The sequence below is a fragment of the Pacificimonas sp. ICDLI1SI03 genome (genome assembly GCF_054740865.1).
The window spans coordinates 504,226-528,084 of record NZ_JBSQAU010000002.1 but is presented as its reverse complement, the minus strand read 5'-3'; the positions used below and the strand labels follow the sequence as shown (position 1 = coordinate 528,084).

Annotated in this window: 17 protein-coding genes; 6 read left to right on the top strand and 11 right to left on the bottom strand. The window is 63.1% G+C overall.

Going from position 1 to position 23,859, the window contains the following annotated elements; translation table 11 throughout:
* The 4 genes from ACSMXM_RS14450 to ACSMXM_RS14435 form a co-directional block, all read right to left on the bottom strand.
* Entirely contained in the window at positions 1–1,233 is a 1,233-nt protein-coding gene (locus ACSMXM_RS14450) for a thiamine pyrophosphate-dependent enzyme (RefSeq protein ID WP_460317088.1), read from the bottom strand.
* A 111-nt stretch (positions 1,234–1,344) separates the two neighbouring features.
* Positions 1,345–4,080 carry a M16 family metallopeptidase gene (locus tag ACSMXM_RS14445; RefSeq protein WP_460317086.1) on the bottom strand — a complete coding sequence of 912 codons (2,736 nt, stop codon included), beginning with the start codon at positions 4,078–4,080 and terminating at the stop codon, positions 1,345–1,347.
* 118 nt (positions 4,081–4,198) lie between these two features.
* On the bottom strand, positions 4,199–5,167 hold the full coding sequence (locus ACSMXM_RS14440; RefSeq protein WP_460317084.1) for a mechanosensitive ion channel family protein: 969 nt from the start codon (positions 5,165–5,167) through the stop codon (positions 4,199–4,201).
* 89 nt (positions 5,168–5,256) lie between these two features.
* Entirely contained in the window at positions 5,257–5,736 is a 480-nt protein-coding gene (locus ACSMXM_RS14435; RefSeq protein WP_460317081.1) for a (2Fe-2S)-binding protein, read from the bottom strand.
* Positions 5,737–5,769: 33 nt separating this feature from the next.
* Between ACSMXM_RS14435 and ACSMXM_RS14430 the strand changes: the two genes are divergently transcribed.
* Complete coding sequence (locus tag ACSMXM_RS14430; RefSeq protein ID WP_460317079.1) at positions 5,770–6,579, top strand: crotonase/enoyl-CoA hydratase family protein; 810 nt, start codon at positions 5,770–5,772, stop codon at positions 6,577–6,579.
* A 55-nt stretch (positions 6,580–6,634) separates the two neighbouring features.
* Here the strand turns inward: ACSMXM_RS14430 and ACSMXM_RS14425 are convergent, their stop codons facing one another.
* The 5 genes from ACSMXM_RS14425 to ACSMXM_RS14405 form a co-directional block, all read right to left on the bottom strand.
* The gene (locus ACSMXM_RS14425) at positions 6,635–6,979 is read right to left on the bottom strand and encodes a VOC family protein (protein ID WP_460317078.1); all 345 of its coding nucleotides are present in this window, start codon (positions 6,977–6,979) and stop codon (positions 6,635–6,637) included.
* Positions 6,980–7,391: 412 nt separating this feature from the next.
* A complete protein-coding gene (locus ACSMXM_RS14420; RefSeq protein ID WP_460317076.1) occupies positions 7,392–8,204 on the bottom strand; it encodes a formylglycine-generating enzyme family protein in 813 nt (270 codons plus the stop codon).
* On the bottom strand, positions 8,201–8,596 hold the full coding sequence (locus ACSMXM_RS14415) for a hypothetical protein (RefSeq protein WP_460317075.1): 396 nt from the start codon (positions 8,594–8,596) through the stop codon (positions 8,201–8,203). The genes ACSMXM_RS14420 and ACSMXM_RS14415 overlap by 4 nt, the downstream gene beginning before the upstream one ends.
* A 28-nt stretch (positions 8,597–8,624) precedes the next feature.
* The gene (gene gltB, locus ACSMXM_RS14410; protein WP_460317074.1) at positions 8,625–13,172 is read right to left on the bottom strand and encodes a glutamate synthase large subunit; all 4,548 of its coding nucleotides are present in this window, start codon (positions 13,170–13,172) and stop codon (positions 8,625–8,627) included.
* 73 nt (positions 13,173–13,245) lie between these two features.
* Positions 13,246–14,691: an NAD(P)-dependent oxidoreductase gene (locus tag ACSMXM_RS14405; protein WP_460317073.1), complete on the bottom strand. Its 1,446-nt coding sequence runs from the start codon at positions 14,689–14,691 to the stop codon at positions 13,246–13,248.
* Between the two features lie 277 nt (positions 14,692–14,968).
* Between ACSMXM_RS14405 and ACSMXM_RS14400 the strand changes: the two genes are divergently transcribed.
* On the top strand, positions 14,969–15,769 hold the full coding sequence (locus ACSMXM_RS14400; protein ID WP_460317070.1) for an undecaprenyl-diphosphate phosphatase: 801 nt from the start codon (positions 14,969–14,971) through the stop codon (positions 15,767–15,769).
* 3 nt (positions 15,770–15,772) lie between these two features.
* Here ACSMXM_RS14400 and recQ read toward each other — a convergent pair whose 3' ends face one another.
* Positions 15,773–17,575, bottom strand: coding sequence for a DNA helicase RecQ (recQ, locus tag ACSMXM_RS14395; RefSeq protein WP_460317069.1), 1,803 nt, complete (start codon positions 17,573–17,575; stop codon positions 15,773–15,775).
* 56 nt (positions 17,576–17,631) lie between these two features.
* On the opposite strand from recQ, the gene ACSMXM_RS14390 reads away from it, so the two are divergent.
* Genes ACSMXM_RS14390 through ACSMXM_RS14380 form a run of 3 tightly spaced genes read left to right on the top strand, consistent with a single transcriptional unit; the run spans position 17,632 to position 19,501 of the window.
* The gene (locus tag ACSMXM_RS14390) at positions 17,632–18,711 is read left to right on the top strand and encodes an esterase-like activity of phytase family protein (protein ID WP_460317067.1); all 1,080 of its coding nucleotides are present in this window, start codon (positions 17,632–17,634) and stop codon (positions 18,709–18,711) included.
* Between the two features lie 2 nt (positions 18,712–18,713).
* A complete protein-coding gene (locus tag ACSMXM_RS14385; protein WP_460317066.1) occupies positions 18,714–19,295 on the top strand; it encodes a pyridoxamine 5'-phosphate oxidase family protein in 582 nt (193 codons plus the stop codon).
* On the top strand, positions 19,295–19,501 hold the full coding sequence (locus tag ACSMXM_RS14380; protein WP_460317064.1) for a putative signal transducing protein: 207 nt from the start codon (positions 19,295–19,297) through the stop codon (positions 19,499–19,501). Before ACSMXM_RS14385 ends, ACSMXM_RS14380 begins: the two co-directional genes overlap by 1 nt.
* 25 nt (positions 19,502–19,526) lie before the next feature.
* Here the strand turns inward: ACSMXM_RS14380 and pepN are convergent, their stop codons facing one another.
* Complete coding sequence (pepN, locus tag ACSMXM_RS14375; protein WP_460317063.1) at positions 19,527–22,154, bottom strand: aminopeptidase N; 2,628 nt, start codon at positions 22,152–22,154, stop codon at positions 19,527–19,529.
* Positions 22,155–22,379: 225 nt separating this feature from the next.
* Here pepN and ACSMXM_RS14370 point away from each other — a divergent pair, with 225 nt between their 5' ends.
* Positions 22,380–23,837: a peptidoglycan DD-metalloendopeptidase family protein gene (locus ACSMXM_RS14370; protein WP_460317062.1), complete on the top strand. Its 1,458-nt coding sequence runs from the start codon at positions 22,380–22,382 to the stop codon at positions 23,835–23,837.
* Positions 23,838–23,859 lie beyond the last annotated feature (22 nt).

Below are 23,859 nucleotides of genomic sequence, written 5' to 3'. Positions count from 1 at the left end.
TCAGATTCCTGCTTCCTGGCGCTGCCGGATCAGATGCGCGGGCAGCTCCTCAAATACGTCGTCGAACATGCCCTTCGAACTCGGGTGCGGTCCGTCGTGTAACGTGCCGCAGCTTTCCGCCCGCTTCTGCGCGGCCAGAACCTCGGAATCGATTTCCGCCTGTGCCTGCGCATGGCGTTCCTCGGTCCATATGCCGCGCGCGATCAGATAGGCCTTCATGCGCTGGATGGGATCGCCCAGCGGCCAGTCTGCTGCCTCCGTCTTGGGGCGATAGCCGGCGGGGTCGTCGGATGTCGAATGCGGTCCCGCGCGATAGGTGACATGCTCGATCAGCGTGGCGCCATGGCCCAGATGCGCACGCTCCGCCGCCCATTTCGCGACCGCATGCACGGCCAGGAAATCATTGCCGTCGACGCGGATCGCCGGAATGCCAAAGCCCAGCCCGCGCGAGGCGAACGTGGCCGCCTTGCCGCGCGCAATGCCCTGAAACGTGCTGATCGCCCACTGATTATTGACAATGTTCAGGATGACCGGCGGGCGAAAGGTAGAGGCGAAGACCATGGCGGAATGAAAATCGGATTCCGCCGTCGCGCCATCGCCGATCCAGCCGGCCGCGATCTTCGTATCGCCCGCAATGGCCGATGCCATGGCCCAGCCGACGCACTGGACGAACTGCGTGCCCAGATTGCCGGAAATCGAGAAATAGGAATGGTCCTTCGCCGAATACATGACCGGCATCTGCCGTCCCTCCAGCGGGTCGGCGCTGTTGGAATAGACCTGATTCATCATGTCTTCGATGGGATAGCCGGCCGTGACCAGCAGGCCCTGCTGACGATAGGTCGGGAAATTCATGTCGCCCGGCGACAGCGCCGCCTGAAAGGCGCAGCTAATCGCCTCTTCCCCCAGCGACTGCATATAGAAGCTGGTTTTCCCTTGGCGCTGCGCGATCAGCATGCGCGCATCCAGGCTGCGCACCGTCATCATGTCGCGCAGGCCCTTCAGCGCCTCTTCTTCGGTCAGGTCCGGTGCCCAGGGGCCGACCGCCTTGCCCTCGTCATCCGTCACCCGGACGATTTCATAGGCCAGGTGGCGGATATCCTCCGCATCCACGTCCACCGCCGGGCGGTCGACTTCGCCCGCCTTCGGCACGTCGAAAGCGGAAAAATCCGGCGTGTCGCCGGGCCGGCACTGCGGTTCCGGAACGTGTAGTTGGAAAACCTTATTGCGTGTCATTGTAATCTTCCGTCTCAGACGTGGCGGCCACTTAGCGTGTAAAAACCCCGTCGACTAGGGTCTGCGCTGCCGGAACGATGTTCAGAGGGACGCGGGGGGAAGACTGTGTATCTACTGCTCCTCGATCGGCATCCCCAAATCCTGCAATTGCGGCCGCACCACGTCGGCATCGCCCACAATCACCCACAACAGGCGGCTCGGATCGATCTCCGCCTTCGCCGCGGCGGCCACCTCCGCCGGTGTCAGCGCGGCCAGCTTCGCCGCATAGGTTTCCTGATAATCGTCCGGCCGGCCCAGCGTGGCGTTCGACGTGATCGCCGCCATGACGGCATCGGCACTTTCATAGGCGCCGGGCAGGCGACCGGACAGGAACTTGGTCGTGTCCGCAACCTCTTTCTCGGTGATGCCCCGCGCGCCGACATACTCGGCGATTTCGCGCCGCAGCTCGGCCACCGCCTCGCCTGTCTTGTCGCTTTGCACCGGCGCGGTGACATAGAATGGCTCCTGCTGCACAGCGCTGGAAATCGAGGCGCGCACGCCATAGCTCCAGCCCTTCTCCTCCCGCAGATTGCTGTTCAGGCGCGACGTGAACACACCGCCCAGCGGGATGTTGGCAACGCTGAGGGCGGTATTATTATCCGTGCCCTTCGTTTGCAGCGGGTAGCCCGCAAAGATGAAACTTTGCGGCGCGCCGGGGCGGTCGACCAGCACGATACGCGCGGATTCAGGCGCCGTCACCGTGGCAAACTGCTTCACGCCCTTGGGAACGCCCGCCGGGCGCCAGTCGCCGAACCGCTCCTCCAGCATCGGCACGATCTCGGCCAGCGTGGTGTCGCCGACGACGAAAATCTGTGCCGTATCGGGCCGCAGCCAGCGATCGTGGAATTGCACCAGATCCTCGCGCGTCACCGCCTGCACACCTTCCGGCGTGCCCGATCCCGTCAGCGGCGCGCCATAGGGATGTGCCTCGCCATAGATCAGCGGCGGCAACAGGCGCAGTGCCAGGCTGCTTGGCTGCTTCAGCTCATCATCGATCCGGGCCAGCTGGATATCGCGCACGCGCTGCAGTTCCGCCTGATCGAATTTCGGATTGCGCACCACATCGGCGTAGAGGTCCAGCGATTCCCCCAGATTGATCTTCAATGCCGACAGGCTCAGCGTCGTCGTATCCAGATCGCTGCCTGCGCTGATCCCCGCGCCAAGCCGTTCCTCTGCCTCTGCGATCTCGATGGCGGTCCGGTCTTCCGTGCCCTCGTCCAGCAGGGACAGGGTCAGCGCCTGCGTACCCAGCTTGTCCTTCGGGTCGGCGGCATCGCCGGCATCGAACGCCATGGCGATATCGACCACGGGCACGGCGGCGCGCCGGGCAAAGGTCACGGGAATGCCGTTCGACAGTGTGGCCCGCTCGACATCGGGGAAATCCAGCGCGGGCAGGTCCCCCACCTGTGGCAGGCTGCTACGGTCGACGCCGGCACCGGCGGCGGCCAGGTCGCCGACCGGGTTCACCAACAGTTGAAATCCGCCCGCGCCCATCCATTCCGATGCCGCCGCCTGCACCTCTTCGGGCGTCGCGGCGACATAATCGTTCATTTCCGTTTTGAAGAAGGCGGGATCGTCGGCGTAAACCTCGCCCTCGGCCAGCGTCACTGCCTTGCCGCCAAAGCCACCGACACTTTCCAGGCCGCGGATCATGGACGAAACAACGCGCATGGCGATGCGCTCCACCTCGTCCTCGGTCGGACCGTCCTGCCGGAATTTCTCGATCTCCGCATCGATCAGCGCCTCGACCCGTTCAGGATCGACCCCCGGCTTCACGTCGGCCTGGATCTGCAGCATGCTTGCCACTTCCAGCGGCTGCAAATATCCGCCGACGGACGTGGCGACCTGCTCCTCGCGCACCAGCTTTTTGTACAGGCGCGAGGATTCGCCGCCCGCCAGCACCGCCGCGGCAATGCTCAGCGACCGCGCATCATCCGATTCCAGGCCAGGAACCGCCCAGGCGCGATAGACGCGCGGGTTGGCGACCTGATCCTGCATCACCTCACGCACGGTTTCCCGCCGCGTCGGCACCCAGTCTTCCACGCGGCCGGCCAGGGCCGGACCGGGCGGGATGTCGCCGAAATATTTCTCGACCAGCGGCCGTGCGGTGGCGGCGTCGATATCCCCCGCCAGCACCAGCACGGCATTATTGGGGCCATACCATTGGCGGAACCAGCTCTGCACGTCCTCCAGGCTGGCGGCGTCCAGATCCTCCATCGAACCGATGGTCGAATGGCGATAGGGATGGCCCGGTGGGAATAGCCCCTCCAAGATGCGATATTCGGTCAGGCCAAAGGGCTGGTTGTCGCCCTGGCGCTTTTCATTCTGAACGACGCCGCGCTGTGCATCCAGCTTCTCCTGCGTCACGGCGCCCAGCAAATGCCCCATGCGGTCCGATTCCAGGAACAGCATCCGCTCCAGCGCGGGGGTCGGCACGTTCTGGAAATAATTGGTGCGGTCGAACCAGGTCGTCCCATTGTAATCCGTCGCGCCCATGTCCTGCAGTTCGACGAACCATTCATCGTCGTAATTCTCGCTGCCGTTGAACATCAGATGCTCGAACAGATGGGCAAAGCCGGTCCGCCCCTCCGGCTCGTCCTTCGATCCGACATGATACCATACGGACACCGCCACGACTGGCGCCTTACGGTCGGTATGGGTGATCACCGTAAGGCCGTTGGGCAGGGTGAATCTTTCATAGGGAATGTCGACAGAGGCAACCAGCTCGGGCGATGGCCCCTGGGCATTTGCAGCGATTGCGGTGACAAGCGATAGCGCCGCGCTGGCGGCCAGGAAAATCGTTTTCATGGCACAGGTATACGGCGAAATGCCCCCCGCTCCCACTACCTTTTCCGTGCGGCGCTTTTGCCTGGGTGCGGCGCAGGCCCGGCTTCATGTACCTTCGACGGGCGCAACCCGCGACCCGTCAGGCGGCATCTTTCGCGGGTTCGTCGTCGCCCCCCGTCAGACGCTTCAGCGGCAGGGGCTCCTTGAAGGTCAGCGTGCGATAGGGGAACGGAATTTCGATGCCTGCATCGTCCAGCGCCCGCTTGATCGCGCGCACCACCTGATCGCGGCTCTTGTGCATGTCGACCGGCTTCGATCCCGCCCACCAGCGCACCGTGTAATTGATTGAGGAATCGGCGAATTCCGCTGCAAACACCTGCACCGGCTTGTCCTTTGCCACCAATTCGCAGCCCTCGACCGTCTTCTGGATAAGGTCACGCGCCATGTCGGCATCGGTGTCATAGGATACGCCAGCGACGATCTCGTGCCGCCGCATGGGAAAGTCGGTATGGATTTCGACCGGATTCTTGAACAACATGCTGTTCGGCATGATGGTTACTTCGTTGGACAGCTTGCGGATATAGGTTTCGCGCAGGCTGATGTGCATGATCTCGCCGGAAATTCCCTCGCACTCGATATGGTCGCCTACGCGCATCTTGTCGCGCAGCATCAGCAGGATGCCTGCGAGGAAATTCTCGAACACATCCTGAAATGCAAAACCGATCGCGACCGAACCCAAACCCAGCGCGGCCACCAGGCTGCCCAGCGTCATCGACGGGAAAACGATGGTCATGGTCAACAGAATGCCGACGATCCAAACGCCGACCTTCACCAGTGTCTGCGTCAGATTGACAAGGGAGGGGCGCTCCCCCGCCTTCGACGCCGCCCTGGACGCCAGTTTGCTGAGGCCGCTTGCCAGAAAGCCGAATATGATCAGGACGATGACCGCGATAGCCAGCGTCGGCAGGGCCTCGATCAGACCGCGCGCCATTTCGGTCAACTGGCCTGTCAGCGTACCCAGCAGGGAAAGATTATCGCCGACCGCATCGATCACACCCTCGCCCGATTCCCGGATTGCATCTGCATTCTGCGCTGCGCTGTCCTGCATATTGCCCCCTCGAGAACCCATCGTTTCGCTTGTGAATGAACAGGCACCCCCACCGGTTCCGATCATGCGCGCCCTTCAATCGCCCCGAATCAATCGCCCCCGCCGCCCTCGGCACGCCCTTCATCCCCGCCCGCCGCCCGCATGATGGCCTTGCGGATGCGCGTATAGGTGCCGCACCGGCACAGGTTCGTCATGCCCCGGTTGATGTCCTCGATCGTCGGATCGGGCGTATCCTTCAGGAACGCCGCCGCCGCCATCACCATGCCCGACTGGCAATAGCCGCATTGCGGCACCTGCTCCGCAACCCAGGCGCGCTGAACGGGGTGAGAGGAATCCGGCGACAGCCCCTCGATCGTGGTGACGAAGGTTCCTTCTATGTCCCCGATGGGAACCTGACAGGACCGCTGCGCCTCTCCGTCCACATGCACGGTGCATGCGCCGCACAGGCCCACGCCGCAGCCATATTTCGTGCCCGTCAGATTGCTGGCGTCGCGCAGCGCCCACAGCAGCGGCGTATCCGGCGGCAGATCATATTCGACAGGATTGCCGTTGACGGTGAAGCGGGTCATGGTCTGCCGAAACTAGAGTTTGGGAAGGCCGCAATGCAACTTGAAACGCTCCGCGTCGAGACCGCCGACCATATTGCGCGGGTGACGCTGACGCGCGGCGATGAATTCAACACCATGACGCCGCAATTCTGGGAGGATGTGATCACCGCCTTCACCCATATCGAGGGCGAAGCCAGCGTGCGGGCGGTGGTCATCGCCTCGACAGGTCGTCACTTCACCGCCGGCCTGGACCTGAAGTCGGCCAGCAATCCCTTTGGCGACAGCCGCGATCCGGCGCGGCAGCGCGTCCATTTCCTGAACCATGTGAAGCGCCTGCAGCACAGCTTCACGGTCATCGACCAGTGCCGCGTGCCGGTGATCGCCGCCATTCAGGGCGGCTGTATCGGCGGCGGCGTCGATCTCGTGACCGCCTGCGACCTGCGCGTCATTACCGCCGACGGATGGTTCGCCATTGCCGAAATCGATGTGGGGATCGTCGCCGATGTCGGCACGCTGCAGCGTATCCCGCATTTACTACCGCAGGGCCTGGTGCGGGAACTCGCCTATACCGGCCGCCGCTTCCCGGCGGAGGAGGCGGCGCACTATGCCTTCGTCAACAGCATCGCGGCCGACCATGACGCCGTCATCGCCGCCGCCATGGACCTGGCGCGCACAATCGCCGCCAAGTCGCCGGTCGCGATGATGGGCACCAAGACGATCCTGAACAGGGGCCGCGACCAGTCAATCGAACAGGGCCTCGACAATGTCGCCGTCTGGAACGCCGCCTTCCTGCAGGGCAACGACATGCAGCAGGCCATCGCCGCACAACTGGAAAAGCGCGCGCCCACATTCGACGACCTCTAAGCTGGCAGGCCACCGAAACAAGTTCGCGCCCGATCTTGCGCACCGCCCGGCGGGCTCACTCCTCGTAAACGAAAACCGCCAGCCGGTTCCCCGCCGGATCGATGAATTCGAAGCGGCGGCCACCGGGAAACGCAAAGATGTCCTTGACGATCTCTCCGCCCGCCGCCGTGACGCGGGCACGGGCCGCCTCCAGATCCTCGACCTTGATTCCGGGCATGGGCGCGGGCGGCGCCCCCTCGGATATCAGGCCAATCTCGGTGCCGCCGCTGGTAGAGCCGGCATAGGTCGGGCCGTAGTCGGTAAAATCATACCCGAACGCACCCTCGTAAAACGCCTTGGCCACCGCAACATCGACGGCGGGCAGTTCCACATAAGCGAGTAAAGCGGTGGGGGCAGGCATCATCTCGTCTCCCGTTTCAAAAGCTTCAGCAGCTAGGAAGCCAGGCAGCGCCGCCCCCGGCCATAAGCAAGAGTGAAACCCCTATGTTCACTTATTGTTCTAATCATCGCGGTCGGGAGGTCAAGATGAGTCCGCCATTCTTCCCCTTCGGCAAAGAGAAAGGCCCTCCCCCGCTATCGGAGAAGCCGAACGTCCTCACATGCTGCCAGATCGGACCTTGTTCGCAGCGCCCCCGCCACGAGCCGCTCGACCTTCTTGGAAGGTTCCAGTCGTTCGCACTACTAAAGCAGCGGAGGTAGCGGAGCGACCTTCAACATCCTGACCGCGGGTGCCTTAGAGACCCGCCAAGCATCTCTAAATGCGCCTCTCGCCTTGCACTTGTAAAAAAGGGATTTTAATCGCGAGCAGCCAATTACTCTCTAACCACTCGAAATCCAATATGAATGGCAGCTACTACATTTGCGACTTTTGATGAGTCAGGAATTGTTGAGTCTCTGAACACCCTCTCGCCCTTAACCTTGTAATATCGACAAAAATCCGTCCCCTTTACACATTTGTCATGCCGGATCTCACGACCATCTCTGAGCATGATTGGATAATAGGGCTCTGTATCCGATACGACTTCAGCGACATTACCGATCACGTCAAATAAACTCCACGAGTTCGGGCTTAAGAGTCCCACCTCTCGAATGTTCGCTGGGCCTCGTTGTCGTCCAAAACCCTTTATGGAAAAGCGACCGGGGTCATAAAACATTTGTCCATCTGCCGTTTGCACAAACGCCCTGTTGAAACCGATCTCATCGCCCCAAGGATAGTTCGTCGTTGCGCCGGCAGCGGCGAAATGCATCCACTCTGCTTCGGTGGGGAAGCGATATTGATGCCCGGTCTTGTCGCTGATCCAGTCGAGATAGCACTCCATGGCCAGGATGGTGATGCTGTGCATTGCGACACGATCATCGACGGCGGGGCTGCTGACATCGATCTTCTTGCCCCCCGGCCGTTCAGGGACCGGGCATCCCGCTTCCTCGATCGCGGGAAGATATTCCGACCACGTCACTTCATAGCGCCCGACTAGCAGGGTTGGCGCGCCCTCTTCTGCGGCAGGAATCTGGACCAGTTCAGGACAAGTATCGCAGTCCTTCACGATCTTTGCCGGGACCTCCGGCGCGGGGCTGGGCGCTGCCGGAGAGGCAGAAGACAAAAGCAAATATAACAATACGCTCATGGGCAGAACTCCTCATCGAACATGTGAAGCCGCAGCCTCGCTTCGGGCAGTCCAACCTGCACCGGCCCTTTGTCCAGTACCTGAACATGTCCAGGATATAGCGAAGTACCCGGAACGAATATGTGCGTACGGCCACCTCCGGGCTTTGCAGCGCTTTCATAAAGCTTCTTCGCCAGTTCGCGGTCGCGCGGAACCCCCGTTCCGCAAAGATACAGATCTCCCAGCTTCACTTGCGCGTGTTTCTCGCCCCGTTCCGCAGCCGCGACCAGATCACCAAGGCGCTGCTGCTCGCGCGACGTCACGTCCACGCCCGAAATGCCGGGATAGTGCGTCGCCGTGCATCCGCCAGTGGCGAGGGCGGAAAGCAGAAGAATATACTTCGTCAGCCTCACCGCCCACGCCCCCGCGAAAGGCCCACCGCTACTCCGCCGCCACCAGAGTGTTCTCCTCCAGCGGCACTTCCAGCATGTGCAGCACTTCCTTTGGTACGATCTGCACGAATTTGGGCAGCACGTCGTCCCAGTCGTCGAGCAGGCCACGCGCCCATTTGGAATCGGTGGCCTCGACATGCTGTTCGATGGTGTCGCGCAGGTGCGCCTGCCAATGGGCGGAGCGGAGCGGGCCGTGGACGACGCTTTCCGGGTTCACGCGGCGGGCGAAATCACCTGCCTCGTCATAGACATAGGCCATGCCCCCCGTCATGCCGGCGGCGAAATTGTCGCCGACGCGGCCCAGAATGACCGCCAGCCCGCCGGTCATATATTCGCAGCCGTTCGCGCCGCACCCTTCGACAACCACCGTCGCCCCCGAATTGCGCACCCCAAAGCGTTCGCCGGCGATCCCCGCCGCAAACAGCTCGCCCGCCGTCGCGCCGTACAGGACGGTATTGCCGATGATGACATTTTCGTTCGACTTGAGCGTAGAGGAGACGACCGGCCGCACGACGATCCGCGCACCCGACAGGCCCTTGCCGACATAATCATTGGCATCGCCCAGAACCTCCAGCGTCAGGCCCTGGACGGCAAAGGCGCCCAGCGACTGACCGGCGGATCCGCGCAGACGAACATGCACATGGCCGGGGTCCAGCCCCTGCATGCCGAACGTCTTGACGATATGGTGCGACAGGCGCGTGCCGACCGCGCGGTGCGTATTCCTGACCGCGTAGGTCAGCTGCATTTTCTCGCGCCGCTCAAACACGGCCGCGGCGTCCTTCACCATCTGCGCGTCCAGCGTATCGGCCACCTCGTTCCGGTGCCCCTTTATGTTGAAGCGCCGCTCCGCGTTCTTGCGCAGGTCGGGCTTTGCCAGAATGGGGTTCAGGTCCAGATCGTCCAGATGTTCCGCACCGCGCGACACCTGCCGCAACAATTCCGTGCGGCCGATCACCTCGTCCAGGCTGCGCATGCCGAGCGAGGCGAGGATTTCCCGAACCTCCTCGGCGATGAAGCTGACCAGGTTGATGACCTTTTCGGGCGTCCCGGTGAATCTCGCACGCAGCGCCTCGTCCTGCGTGCAGACGCCGACCGGACAGGTATTGGAATGGCACTGCCTGACCATGATACAGCCCATGGCGACCAGGTTCAGCGTACCGATGCCGAATTCCTCAGCGCCCAATATGGCGGCGATGACGATGTCGCGGCCGGTCTTCAGCCCGCCATCGGTGCGCAGCTTCACGCGTGAACGCAGGCCGTTCAGCGACAGCACCTGATTGACTTCGCTCAGTCCCATTTCCCACGGCGTACCGGCATATTTGATGCTGGTCTGCGGACTGGCGCCAGTGCCGCCAGTATGTCCCGCCACCAGGATCACGTCGGCATGCGCCTTTGCGACGCCCGCCGCGACGGTGCCGATGCCGGCAGAACTCACCAGCTTCACACAGACGCGCGCCACCGGATTGATCTGCTTCAGGTCATAGATCAGCTGCGCCAGATCCTCGATCGAATAGATGTCGTGGTGCGGCGGCGGAGAGATCAGCGTTACGCCCGGCGTGGAATGGCGCAGCTTCGCGATCAGTTCGGTGACCTTGAACCCGGGCAATTGGCCGCCCTCGCCCGGCTTGGCGCCCTGCGCGACCTTGATTTCGATCTCCGTACAGGCGTTCAGATATTCCGCCGTTACGCCAAAGCGGCCGGACGCGATCTGCTTGATCGTGGAATTGGCATTGTCGCCATTGGCATAGGGTGTGTAGCGGCTCTTGTCCTCGCCGCCCTCGCCCGACACGGCCTTGGCACCGATGCGGTTCATGGCGATGGCCAGTGTCTCGTGCGCCTCCGGGCTCAGCGCGCCCAGCGACATGCCGGGCGAGACGAAACGCTTCCTGATTTCGGAAATGGACTCCACCTCGTCGACCGGAATGGCCTCCGCCGTGCTGGTAAAGCCCATCAGGTCGCGCAGATAGATCGGCTGCAGATCGGCACAACCGCGGCTGAACTGCTGATATTGCGAATAGCTGCCCGTCTCTACCGCCTTTTGCAGCAGGTGGATCAGGTTCGCCTCATAGGCATGCGGTTCCGAACCGGAACGATAGCGGTACATGCCGCCCACCGGCAGGGCGAGCACATCCTCGTCATAGGCGGTTTCATGCCGCCGCCGCGCCGATTGATGCAGGCTGGCAAATCCCTCGCCGGAAATTTTCGACGGCATTCCGGGGAAAAATTCCTGCACCAGGCTGCGCGAAATGCCCACAGCCTCGAAATTATAGCCGCCGCGATAGGAGGAGATGATGGAGATTCCCATCTTCGACATGATCTTCAGCAGGCCGCCGTCGATCGCGGCCTTGTAACTGGCGATACAGGCGTCCAGCGTCCGGTCGCCCAGCAGGCCGCGCGCATGCCGTGCGGCAATCGCTTCCTCGGCCAGATAGGCGTTCACCGTCGTCGTGCCGACCCCGATCAGGACCGCGAAATAATGCGTGTCCAGACATTCGGCGGACCGCACATTGATGCTGGCATAGGACCGCAGCCCCTTACGCACCAGATGCGTGTGAACGCCCGCCGCCGCCAGGATCATGGTAATCGCCATGCGGTCCGGGCCGACATGCTCGTCGGTCAGGAACAGCTGCGATTTGCCGGAACGAACGGCATGTTCCGCCTCTTCGCGAACCCGGCGGATCGCATCGCGCAAATCGTTCTCGTCGCCGCCGACCGGGAATGTGCAGTCGATTTCCGCTGCGCTGCCATCCTCTTCACCAATGCCGAAATGCGCCTGCAGCCGGTGCCAGTCGCGATTGGTGAAAACCGGCGACTGCGCGATCATCACGCCCTTCTGGTCTGCATCGTCGTCCAGAACATTGGTGAAATTGGAAAAGCGCGTCTTCAGCGACATGACCCGCGTTTCGCGCAGTGAATCGATCGGCGGATTGGTCACCTGGCTGAAATTCTGCCGAAAGAAATGGCTGAATACGCGCGGATTCGTGCTGATCACGCCCAGGGGGGTATCGTCGCCCATGGACCCGATGGCTTCCTTGCCCTCCTCCGCCATCGGCGCCAGGATCAGCTCCATATCCTCCATCGTCATGCCCGCCGCGATCAGGCGGCGGCGCAGTTCGGCATTGTCATAGGCGCGCGCCGGCTGCGGCGCACCGGCACCCGGCAGATGTTCGAACCGCGTGAAGTTGGAGATCAGCGCGGGATAATCCTTCGCCGCGGCGACGCGGTCCTTGATTTCCTGGTCGTGGTAGAATTTGCACTCGTCCAGGTCGACGGCGATCATCTGACCCGGGCCCAATGCCCCCTTTTCGACGACATTGGTCTCGGCGACCGGCACCATTCCGGTTTCCGAACCCACCAGCAGCAGATTGTCGCCCGTGATCGTATAGCGCATCGGGCGCAGCGCGTTGCGGTCGACACTGGCTGCGACCCAGCGGCCATCCGTCATGGCCAGCGCGGCGGGGCCGTCCCACGGCTCCATGACGCTGGCGAAGAAGGCGTACATAGCGCGATGCGCGTCGGGCAGGGTCGAATCCTTCGACCATGCCTCTGGCACCAGCATCAGCTTGGCGGTGGGCGCGTTGCGGCCCGACCGGACCATCACCTCGAACGTGGCGTCCAGCGCCGCCGTATCGGATGCGCCCGCCGGAATGACCGGCTTCACCTCGCCCGAATGATCGCCAAAGGCTTCCGCCGCCATCAGCATCTCGTGGCTTTTCATCCAGTTCTTATTGCCGCGCACCGTGTTGATCTCGCCATTATGGGCAAGACAGCGGAACGGCTGCGCCAGCCACCATTCCGGGAAGGTGTTGGTGGAATAACGCTGGTGAAAAATGGCAAAACGGCTGGTGAAGCGGTCGTCCAGCAGGTCGGGATAGAAGTCGGCCAGGCTTTCGGCCAGGAACAACCCCTTGTAGATGATGGACCGCGACGACAGCGAACAGATGTAGAAATCCTTGATCTGCGCGGCGATCACCCGCTTTTCGATGCGCCGCCGCACCAGGTACAGATCCTTTTCGAACTTGGTCTGGTTCTCATAATCCGGGCCGGGATTGGGGCCGGCGATCATGATCTGCTCGATCTCGGGCCGCGTCACGCGCGCCTTTTCACCGATGACCGACGTGTCCACCGGCACCTGCCGCCAGCCATAGATGCGATAGCCGAATTCCAGGATTTCCGATTCCACGATGGCGCGGCAGGTTTCCTGATCGTTCAGCGACGTGCGCGGCAGAAACACCTGTCCCACGGCCAGCAGGGAATCCCGGTGCGGCCGGTGACCCGTGCGCTCGATATGCTGATTGAAGAAGGCGACCGGCAGCTCGACATGAATGCCCGCGCCGTCGCCCGTCTTGCCATCCGCATCGACGGCGCCGCGATGATAAACGGCCTTCAGCGCATCGATGCCCAACTGCACCACGCGCCGCGACGCCTTCCCATCGGTCGCCGCGATCAGGCCGACGCCGCAGGCATCGGATTCCATGTCGGGCCGGTACATGCCGGTTTCGGCCAGGCGGGCGCGTTCGAACTGAATATCGGTCATCGTCTGTTTCTTTCTCTTCGTCCCGGCTGCCTCTTCCTGTCGGCACCCTCGCTGCTTTGTCGGAAAGGCGGGATTACGCCGCCGCCTTCTCTTCCGCGTCCATCGCCAGCAGATATTCGTGCATCGTCTTCGCAACGTCGCGGCCGTCGCGGACGGCCCACACCACCAGCGATGCGCCGCGGACGATGTCGCCGGCGGCGAATACGCCGTCCAGGCTGGTCATCATGGTCTTGTGATCGGCGCGCAGCGTGCCCCAGCGGGTGACGCCCAGGTCTGGCGTGCCGAACATCTGCGGCAGATCCTCCGGACTGAAACCCAGCGCCATGATGACCAGATCGGCATCCTCGCGGAAATCCTCGCCGCCGGGTTCGGGTTCGCGGCGGCCGTCGGGACCGGGCTGGCCCAGCTTCATGCGCGTACCCTGAACGGCACTGACCTGGCCGCCCTCATCGTGGAATGCGGCGGGTGACGTCAGCCAGACGAAATCGACACCTTCTTCCTCTGCATTGGCAACTTCGCGCGCACTGCCCGGCATGTTTGCGCGGTCGCGGCGATAGAGGCACTTCACGCTCTTCGCGCCCTGCCGTACCGCTGTCCTGACGCAGTCCATCGCCGTGTCGCCGCCGCCGATCACGACGACGCGCTTGCCCTGCGCATTGAACGTGCCGTCGTCAAAGCCGGGAACCTCGTCGCCAAATCCCTTGCGGTTCGACGCGATCAGATAGTCCAGCGCCTTGATGACGCCGCCGCTGCCGACGCCCGGCGCCTGCAATTCGCGCGCCTTGTAAACGCCGGTCGCGATCAGGATCGCGTCATGGCGCGAACGCAGCTGGTCCATGGTGGCGTCGGTGCCGACCTGCAATTCATATTTGAACTCGATGCCCGACGCCTCCAGCCGCTCCAGTCGGCGCCCGACGACATATTTCTCCAGCTTGAAGCCCGGAATGCCATAGGTCAGCAGGCCGCCGCCGCGATCATGGCGGTCATAGACCGTCACCTTATACCCCTTGCGCCGCAGTAATTCCGCCGCCGTCAGGCCGGCGGGCCCGGCACCGATAATGCCGACGGAGCGGTGGGAGCGATCGCGCAGGATGCTGATGGGCTTCACCCAGCCCTGTTCCCAGGCATTTTCGGTGACGAATTTTTCCACGCTGCCGATGGTGACCGCGCCGTGGCCGGATTGCTCGATGACGCAATTGCCCTCGCACAGGCGGTCCTGCGGACAGATGCGACCACAGATTTCCGGCATGGTGGAGGTCGATTCCGCCATCTCCCACGCTTCCTGCAGCCGACCCTCGGCGGTCAGGCGCAGCCAGTCGGGGATGTTGTTGTGCAGCGGACAATGCACCTGGCAAAAGGGCACGCCGCATTGGGAACAGCGCGACGATTGCTCCTCCGCCTTATCCAGAATGAACGGACGGCTGATCTCCAGGAAGTCATCGTCCCGCTCCCCGGCGGGCCTTTTGGTTGGATAATCCTGATCCACCTTGGTGAACTTCAGCATGTCTGATGCGGCCATAACGATCCCAACGGGTCCCCACTGTCTATTTCGCGCGCCTTTTGCCACAAAACTGGCTGAAAGTCCAGCGCGTTACCGGTTTTATGACAGTAGTATTGACTTACCTGCGTCTGTTATAACGAATTTAAAAAGAAATCTAACGTGATTGGCTATGTCTTAGTACCGGTTTGCGACCATTGCTGCGGGAGTCGTTTAGCGCGGCACCTTCGCCAACTTCGCCGCGACAAGGCCCTGTCCGCCTGCTATGCGCCGCGCTTTCTCGCCAGCGGGGGCCCTCATGGATTTCGTTCAACTCCTCATCATCGCCATCGTTCAGGGCGTGACGGAGTTCCTGCCGATCAGTTCGTCGGGCCATCTGATCCTGATCCCAAAGCTGACCGATCTGCCCGACCAGGGCCCCCTGATCGACGTCGCCGTCCATGTCGGCACGCTGGCCGCGATCATCGTTTATTTCTGGCGCGACGTCAGCGGTTTGGCACGCGGCGGCCTCGCCAGCGTCGGGGTCGGCAACACTTCTCCCAGGGAACGCCGCCTGTTCTGGTACATCGTTGCTGGCACCATCCCCGCTGTGGTCGTCGGTCTGTTCCTGAAAACGGGCGGCTATCTGGAGGGCTTCCGGTCGACGCAACTGGTCGCTATCAACCTGATCTTCTGGGGCGTCATCCTCGGCCTCGCCGACCGGTTCGGCAAGCATGTCAAACGCTTCGAGGATGCAAGCCTGAAGGACGCCGTCATCATCGGGCTGTTTCAGGCACTGGCGCTGATCCCCGGCACCAGCCGTTCCGGTATCACGATGAGCGCGGCGCGCCTGCTCGGCTATGGCCGCGTGGAATCCGCCCGGTTCAGTTTCCTGTTGTCGATCCCCGCCATCGCCGGCGCTGGCCTGCTCGCGGTGCTGGACCTCGCCGATGCGACGGCCTCAATGCAGCAGGATGCGCTCATCGCCGGCGGCCTGACCTTCATTGCCGCCATCCTGACCATGGTCTTCCTGATGCGCTTCCTGAAGCGCGCCTCAATGATGGTCTTCGTCGTTTATCGTATCCTGATGGGCGTTGCCCTGCTGTTGCTGGTCGCCTGACCCTCAGGCGTTAAAGCCATCGATCACTTGCAGAAATGCGTCGCCAAATCGCTCCAGCTTTGTCGCACCCACGCCGCCGATCCTGCCCATATCAGTAAGGGTAACGGGACGCGCCGCGGCCATTTCCTGCAGGGTGGCGTCGTGGAATACGACATAGGCCGGCACGCCCGCTTCCTCCGCAATCTGCCGACGCCGCTCTCGCAGCGCATCGAACAGGGGATTGTCTGCGGCTGACAATTTTGGCGCGTCGCCCTTTCCGCGGCGGGAGCGGCTCCGGCGCTTTCCCTCCGGCGGCGGCGTGATCTCGACGGTCCGCTCCCCCTTCAGGATCGCCCGCGCGGACGGCCCCAGAGAAATGCCGCCATGACGCGCATCCGCCCGTAGCGCATCCATCGCGACCAGCTGCTGCTGTACCGGGCGCCAGTCGCCCATGTCCTTGTCCGGCGTCAGGCCAAAGACCCCCAAATCCGTATGGCCCAGGCCCACCGCCCGTTCATTGGCATCGCCCGCCAGCACCGCAGCGACATGGCCCAGCCCAAACCGCTGCCCTGTGCGATAGACGGCAGACAACAGCTTCACCGCATCCTCAGTGACGTCCGTAACCTTTGGCGGGTGAAGACAATTGTCGCAATTTCCACAGGGCGGCGGTGCAGGTTCTCCGAAATAGGTGAGGAGCGCGATACGGCGGCATGCGGTCGACGCGGCAAAGGCGGCCAGCGCATTCAGCTTTCCCTCCTCGACCCGCGCCTGCGCCTCGCCCAAACCATTCTCGCCCAGTTGCGAGCGCGCACGGGCGACATCCGCAGCGCCCCACCACATCACCGCCTCCGCGGGCGCGCCATCGCGACCGGCGCGGCCGGTTTCCTGATAATAGGCCTCGATGCTTTTCGGGAGGGCCATATGCGCAACAAAGCGCACGTCGGGCTTGTCGATGCCCATGCCAAAGGCGACGGTCGCACACATGATGACATCGTCGGCGCGCACGAACGCCTCCTGATTGGCGCGCCGCTCGGCATGGTCCAGACCGGCATGATATGCGTGTGCACGGTGGCCGCGCTTTTCGAGGGCGGCGGCCAGCGCCTCCGTTTTCGCCCGGGTCGGCGCATAGACGATCCCCGACCGCCCGCGACGATCCTCCAGCCAGTCGGTCAGCTGCGTGGTACGGCTGGCCCCCTGATTCACATAATAGGTGATATTCGGACGGTCGAAGCCGGCGACCACCACATTGCCCGCGCCGATGCCCAGCTGCTCGGCAATATCGGCCTGCGTTACCTTATCCGCCGTCGCGGTCAGGCCGATGCGCGGCACACCGGGGAAGCGGTCGGCGAGTGGACGCAATTGCCGATAGTCGGGGCGGAAATCATGTCCCCACTGGCTGACACAATGCGCCTCGTCGATGGCGATCAGGGACAGCCGCGCCCGCGCCAGACGATCCTGGAAATGCGGCATCGTCGCCCGTTCCGGCGCAACATAGAGCAGGTCCAGCGTTCCATCGTCCAGCGCGTCGAATGCGCGGCCGCGCTCATCCGCGTCCGTATCGGCGGTTAGCGCCGCGCAGGTCACGCCCACGGCGCGGAGCGCGCGCACCTGATCGTGCATCAGTGCCACCAAAGGCGAGATGATCAGCCCGGTGCCCGGCCGTGCCATGGCCGGGATCTGATAGCAAAGCGACTTGCCAGCGCCCGTCGGCATGATGGCCAGCCGGTCCTCCCCCGCAGTGACCGCCGCGATAATGTCGCCCTGCAGGGGGCGGAATGCAGGATAGCCAAAGACCTGCTGCAATATGTCGAGAGGGGTGCGGGACATTGGCAGGCGATGTAGCTAGGCTGAGCGTGAACCGCCACCCGGAGTCGTCCCAGCGAATGCTCGTCCGCCGCAACATGCCCATCGCCCGGCGGGCCTGCCTTTTGGCGGCGCTACTGTTCGTGGCAACCGCCTGCGCCGGAAGGGAGGAGGGCGCCGCGGCGGCTAGCGCGTCATCGGACGCGATTTCCGTTACTGCGACGCCGGTACCGCTTAACGAGCGCGATCCCGCGCAGCAGCGCGCCGGGCGCCTGGAATATCGCGGCGGCCTGCGGCTGCAATCAGATGACGCGCGCTTCGGCGGCATTTCCGGCCTTCGCTGGCTGAATTCGGATGTGCCAAGTCTGCTGGGGATTACCGATGCAGGCAATTGGCTGCTGCTGGAACCCATCGAGGACGCGCATCGTCTGACCGGCATCAGATCTGCACGGATGGGCGATCTGCGCGGACCATCGGGCGAGATTCTGGAGGGCAAGGCCAATGCTGACGCCGAATCGTTGACCCTGATCGAGGGCTGTGACGGCGCCCGCCCGGCCTGCCGCGCGACAGGTGCCATCATCGGGTTCGAGCACGATCATCGGGTGCTGGTTTATGATCTGCTGCCGGACGGCGCACCGGGCGGGGTGCCCAGCGACGCCGGCCTTGCCGAAGCCTTTCTGAAGGTACAGCCGTCGAATGGCGGCGCGGAGGCCATCGCAGGTTCGCCGCCGCACCTGCGCATCTATGCGGAGGATGTGCGCGACGAAGATGATCTGGCGGCGGCGATCGACCTAAGCTGCGTCGACTGCGATGGCTGGCCGAACAGGGAAACGCCCTTCGGCGTGGCGATGCCATCGCCGTTCAAACCGACCGATGCCGACTGGGCGCCGCAGGGGCAGTTGCTGCTCGGCAGATCCTTTTCACTGCTGGAGGGGGTGGGCGCGCGGGTCGATCTGGTGGTCGAGGGCGACGCGGGCGCGCCGCCGACAGAACAGCTGCGCAATCTCGCAATTCTCCATCCGCCTGAAACAGTCGATAATTTCGAGGGGCTGGCCGTGAGGGTCGAAGACGGGCGCACGTTCCTCTATATCGTCAGCGACGACAATTTCTCGCCATTGCAGCGCACGCTGCTTCTGAAATTCGAATTGATGCAGGACTGACCATGGCCGATTTCACCGACACGCTGACGGAAAAGCACATGGCGTTCATCCGCGCGCAGGCCGTTTTCTTCACGGCGACGGCGGCGGCGGGCGCGCGCATCAATCTCAGCCCCAAGGGTCTGGACACCTTCCGCATCCTCTCGAACGACAAAATTGCCTATTTGGACCTCGGCGGATCGGGCAATGAGACGCACGCTCATCTTTCCGCCGACGGCCGTATTACGATCATGTTCTGCGCGTTCGAAAATCCTGCGAATATTTTGCGCATTTATGGGCGCGGCGTGCCCGTATTGCCGCAGGACAAGGAATGGCCAGACCTCGTTCGGCATTTTGAGATTCTGCCGGGCACGCGGCAGATATTCCGCATCGAGGTGGAAAGCGTGCAGACAAGCTGCGGCTGGGGTGTCCCCATCATGCATGTCGAGCGGCCACGCGCGACGCTGCCAAAGGCGCATGCGAATGCCGACGGCGATGCATGGGTCGAAACGGTAAGAGGACGCACAAAATCCATCGATGGCCTGCCGATCCGGCCCACCAACCGTTATTTCGGACCAGAGGGTGGCCAGGGGGCCAACAGCCTCTGATGCCGATGGTCGAGATCGCGCGGTTTCATGGCCCCGTAGAGGCCGATCTGGCACGCGCGCGACTGGACGCGGCGGGCATCGAGGCACTGCTGCTGGATCATAATCTGTCGTCCGCGTTCGGCGGCGCGATGATGCCATCGCGTCTGATGGTGCTGGACGAGGACGCGGACGAAGCGCGCGCCCTGCTGGCGGAGGTACACCGCTGAACCCCCGATACCAGGCGACCGGCGCTTACCTGCCCGCCTCGCCCAGTGATTTCTCCGCCATCTCGCGCACATCCTTCGACAGGTTCTTCGTCGCCAGGATGCGGGCCAATTGGCCGCGCATCAGGGCGGCGCGATTCGTCTCGAACCGGCGCCAGCGGCCCAGCGGCGCGATGAACCGGGCTGCCGTCTGCGGATTCAGACGGTCGACGGCCAGGATCTGATCGGCCAGGAGGCGATAGCCCGCGCCATCCGGGCGATGAAACCCGGCCATGTTCGCAACGAAGCCACCGATCAGCGCCCGAAAGCGATTGGGGTTGGAAATCGAGAAATCGTCCCGCCGCATCAGCGCCACCGCCGTCGCCAGTGGATCGCCTACCTCTGCCAATGCCTGCACCGCGAACCATTTGTCGATGACATTTGCGTCTCCGGCAAAGCGTGCCTGGAAATCGGTGAGCGCCCCCTCCCGCTGCGGCGCCTCGGAATTGGCGAGCACGCCGAGCGCTGCCATTCGATCGGTCATATTGTCCGCATTGTCGTACAGGTCCGCGGCGGCGCGGCAGGCGGCCTCGTCGGCATCGGCGAACAGCAATTGCAAGGCGACGCCGCGCAGTCGGCGACGGCCCTTCGCATGTGGTGTCAGTCCGAAGGGGCCCCCGCCCAAACTGGTGAACAGGTCCGTCACCCGCTCGCGCCCGACGCCGTGAAGCAGCGCACGCATCAGCTGTTTGCGTGCGGCAACGACTGCTTCGGGGTCGGCATCATGACCGATGCGGTCGACGATCATCGTATCGGCGGGCAATTGGATCGCCTCTGCCTGGAAGGCGGGGTCAAGCGACTGGTCGGACAAGGTTTTGCGGACCGCCTCAACGATGGCGCGGGGGGCACCCGGCTCGCCGCCCGTGGCGCGCGACGCAAGCCACAAGGACATCAATTCCTGCGTCGCCTCGTACCGCGCAAACGGATCGTCGTCGTGCGCCGCCAGAAACGCCAAGTCCTCCGTCGTGCGGTCGGTCCGCACCTCTACCGGGGCGGAAAAGCCGCGATTGAGGGAAAGCACAGGCGTTTCGCGAACATCTTCGAACACGAAATCCTGCATCGATTCTGTCAGTTCGAGGACGCGCTCTTCCGTAATGCGTGATCCGCTTTCCCGGCCCAGCAGGGCTACGCGCAGGGGAATATGCATGGGACGCTTCACGGGCTGGTCCGGTGTCGGCGGCACGTGCTGCGACAGGGTCAGCGTCACCTGCTCTCCGCTCCGACGAAGTCGCCCGGTTACGACAGGCGTTCCCGCCTGTTCGTACCACAGGCGGAATTGCGACAGGTCCAGACCCGCGCCGTCTTCTATGGCGGCAATCCAGTCGTCGCAGGTTGCCGCCTGGCCGTCATGCCGCTCGAAATAAAGATCTGTGCCGGCACGATAGCGTTCGGGGCCCGCCAATGTCGCCATCATGCGGATGACCTCAGCGCCCTTATTGTAGATGGTCGCCGTGTAGAAATTGGAGATTTCCTGATAGGAATCAGGCCGGATCGGATGCGCCAGCGGCCCGGCATCTTCCGGAAATTGCGCCACGCGCAGGGTGTGCACATCGTTGATCCGGGTGACGGCTGCACTGCCGTGATCGGCGCTGAACGACTGATCGCGAAACACGGTCAGCCCTTCCTTCAGGCTCAACTGGAACCAGTCGCGGCAGGTGATGCGGTTACCGCTCCAATTGTGGAAATATTCATGCGCGACGATGGCTGCGATATTGTCGAAATCGCGGTCGGTGGCTACGTCGCGGTCGGCGAGAACATATTTGGAATTGAATATGTTCAGACCCTTATTTTCCATTGCGCCAAAGTTGAAATCATCGACGGCGACAATGTTGAAGACATCCAGATCATATTCGCGGCCATAAACCCGCTCGTCCCAGCTCATCGCGTCCTTCAGCGCCTGCATGGCGTGGCGACAGCGCGGCTCGTCCCCCGGACGTACCCATATGCCCAGCTGCACAAGGCGCCCGGACATGGTGGTGAAACTGTCGCGCAGGACACCCAGGCGCCCCGCGACGGCGGCGAACAGATAGCAGGGCTTCGGATGCGGGTCCGTCCAGACGATTTCATGTCGCCCATCACCCAGCGTCCGCAACTCGCCGGGATCGCCGTTCGACAGCAGCACGGGGTACTCATCCGCCTGCGCGCGCAGTGTCACCGTATAACGGGACAAAATGTCGGGCCGGTCTGGAAAGGGCGTAATGCGGCGAAATCCCTCCGCCTCGCACTGGGTGCAAAGAATATCGCCAGAGGCGTAAAGGCCCATCAATTGCGTGTTGCGGTCCGGCCTCAGCAGAACCTCCGTTTCGACGATCGCACTGTCGCCATCGATCGGCACGGTCAACAAATCGTCGGCGAACATATAGTCGCCGGAATCGAGATCCCGGCCGTCGACGGCCACCCGCACAAACTCCAGTGCTTCCGCATTCAGGACGAGCGGGCCAGATTCGCCCTCTCCGCGCACGATGGAAAGGCGCGCAGCCACGCGCGTCTCCCCTGCGCCAAGATCGAACGTCAGCGCAACATCGGGCACCTGCCAGGCGGGCGGGCGGTACTCCGTGCGCCGCGTGACGGCGGGCTGACTGGCGGGCGGCTGCGCATCTGTGCTGACAATATCCATGATGCGGAATTAGTCCGATAGGGCGCGGGCGCAACTGCCGTGCGGCAAACTCTGCGACGGGGCATCGGTTCGCCGCGACACAACAACGGCTGAACGCAGGAGCGACGAACAGGCGATTCCGTTTATTTGACATTAAAGAATCCTGCCGACTATGTGGATTGGCAGGATTTTCGGCCGCAGGTGCCATGCAGGTGCCATGAAGGCGACCGAATAAGGAGGGGTCTTTTGTACAAGGGAGCCGCGCTCGACGAGCTAAGCCCGTTCGCCATCGCGGCGACGAAGACTCCCGCTAACGGGTTTTTTGTCGACTTGGGCAACGATATCGGTTCCTCCGCCTGGTGGCGTGGCATGGTCAGCCTGGTCGTGATGCTGGTCGCGGCGTTTCTGCTGGCGACAAGCCCCGCCAAGCTGCCGACACGGGCTTATGCGCCGCTGCCTCAGGCGCAGATGGCGGCACTGGCAGCGATCAGCATTGCGCCCCTCAGTGCCGGAGGACGCACCGGCGCCCGTGTTGCCCCCACCGTGCTGGTCCAGCCGCTGTCCGAAACACCGGAGCGCCCGCACATCGAATTGACCGCGGAACTGGGAAGCGTCGACAGCTTCGGCGGCGCTCTGCGAAGAGCGGGAGTCAGCATGGCGGACATCGCCGAGGCCACATCGCTGATCGAGGATTTTGCGGAGATCGGCAATCTGAAGCCTGGAACCGAATTCGACATCGTTCTCGGCCGCCGCAGCGACAAGACGCAGCCGCGCCCGCTCGATGCGCTGTCGTTCCGGGCCGCGCTCGACCTGAAGATCGACGTATCGCGCGGCAATGATGGCAAGCTGTTCGCACGCCGCATCCCCATTCGCATCGACGATACGCCGCTGCGCATCACCGGCATGGTCGGTGACAGCCTGTACAAATCCGCGCGTGCCGCCGGCCTTCCCAGCCGGGTCGTCGCAAATTTCATCAAGGCGCTGTCTCCGCGCGTTAATTTCCAGCGCAACGTCTATGCGTCAGACGAATTCGATGTCGTCGTCGCGCATCGTCGCGCGGAAACGGGCGAATCGGAAACGGGTGATCTCCTTTACGCGCGGCTCGCAGGACCGAAGAAAGACCTGGAAATCGCGGCGTGGGAGAAGGGCGGCAAACTGGAATATTTCCTGCCCGACGGAAAAGGCGTGAAGGAGGGGATGTCCGCCACGCCGGTTCGCGGTGCCCGCGAATCCTCCGGCTTTGGTGTCAGGAACCATCCCATCCTGAAGCGCACACGCATGCACAAGGGGCTGGATTATGCCGCGCGCGCTGGCTCCCCCATTGAGGCGACCGCCGCAGGGACCGTCATCTTCGCAGGCCGCAATGGCGGTTATGGCAATCAGGTGCGCGTGCGCCACGCCAACGGCATCGTCACCAGCTATAGCCACATGAAAGATTTCGGCCCTGGCATCCGATCTGGCGCGCATGTGAACCAGGGGGACAAGGTGGGGTATGTCGGGTCGACCGGCATGTCGACCGGCCCCCATCTGCACTACGAAGTGCTGGTAGCCGGACGGGCGGTAAACCCCAAATCCCAGACCCTGCCGACCGGACTGGAACTGACGGGCGGGGAGCTGCGGCAATTCCAGAGCCAGATGGCACGTTTGCGCTCGCTGTCGCCGAGCAATGACGACGTCGAGGACGAGGCCGCCAACGCCGGCTAGACGCCCGCGCAGGTCGCTTTGG

Coding starts and splice junctions, on each gene's coding strand:
- gltB (WP_460317074.1), bottom strand. CDS start 13,172: ATGACCGATATTCAGTTCGAACGCGCCCGCCTGGCCGAAACCGGCATG.
- ACSMXM_RS14380 (WP_460317064.1), top strand. CDS start 19,295: ATGCCGATGGTCGAGATCGCGCGGTTTCATGGCCCCGTAGAGGCCGAT.
- ACSMXM_RS14400 (WP_460317070.1), top strand. CDS start 14,969: ATGGATTTCGTTCAACTCCTCATCATCGCCATCGTTCAGGGCGTGACG.
- ACSMXM_RS14420 (WP_460317076.1), bottom strand. CDS start 8,204: ATGAGCGTATTGTTATATTTGCTTTTGTCTTCTGCCTCTCCGGCAGCG.
- ACSMXM_RS14435 (WP_460317081.1), bottom strand. CDS start 5,736: ATGACCCGCTTCACCGTCAACGGCAATCCTGTCGAATATGATCTGCCG.
- recQ (WP_460317069.1), bottom strand. CDS start 17,575: ATGTCCCGCACCCCTCTCGACATATTGCAGCAGGTCTTTGGCTATCCT.
- ACSMXM_RS14405 (WP_460317073.1), bottom strand. CDS start 14,691: ATGGCCGCATCAGACATGCTGAAGTTCACCAAGGTGGATCAGGATTAT.
- ACSMXM_RS14385 (WP_460317066.1), top strand. CDS start 18,714: ATGGCCGATTTCACCGACACGCTGACGGAAAAGCACATGGCGTTCATC.
- ACSMXM_RS14430 (WP_460317079.1), top strand. CDS start 5,770: ATGCAACTTGAAACGCTCCGCGTCGAGACCGCCGACCATATTGCGCGG.
- ACSMXM_RS14425 (WP_460317078.1), bottom strand. CDS start 6,979: ATGCCTGCCCCCACCGCTTTACTCGCTTATGTGGAACTGCCCGCCGTC.
- ACSMXM_RS14445 (WP_460317086.1), bottom strand. CDS start 4,080: ATGAAAACGATTTTCCTGGCCGCCAGCGCGGCGCTATCGCTTGTCACC.
- ACSMXM_RS14390 (WP_460317067.1), top strand. CDS start 17,632: ATGCTCGTCCGCCGCAACATGCCCATCGCCCGGCGGGCCTGCCTTTTG.
- ACSMXM_RS14440 (WP_460317084.1), bottom strand. CDS start 5,167: ATGCAGGACAGCGCAGCGCAGAATGCAGATGCAATCCGGGAATCGGGC.
- pepN (WP_460317063.1), bottom strand. CDS start 22,154: ATGGATATTGTCAGCACAGATGCGCAGCCGCCCGCCAGTCAGCCCGCC.
- ACSMXM_RS14450 (WP_460317088.1), bottom strand. CDS start 1,233: ATGACACGCAATAAGGTTTTCCAACTACACGTTCCGGAACCGCAGTGC.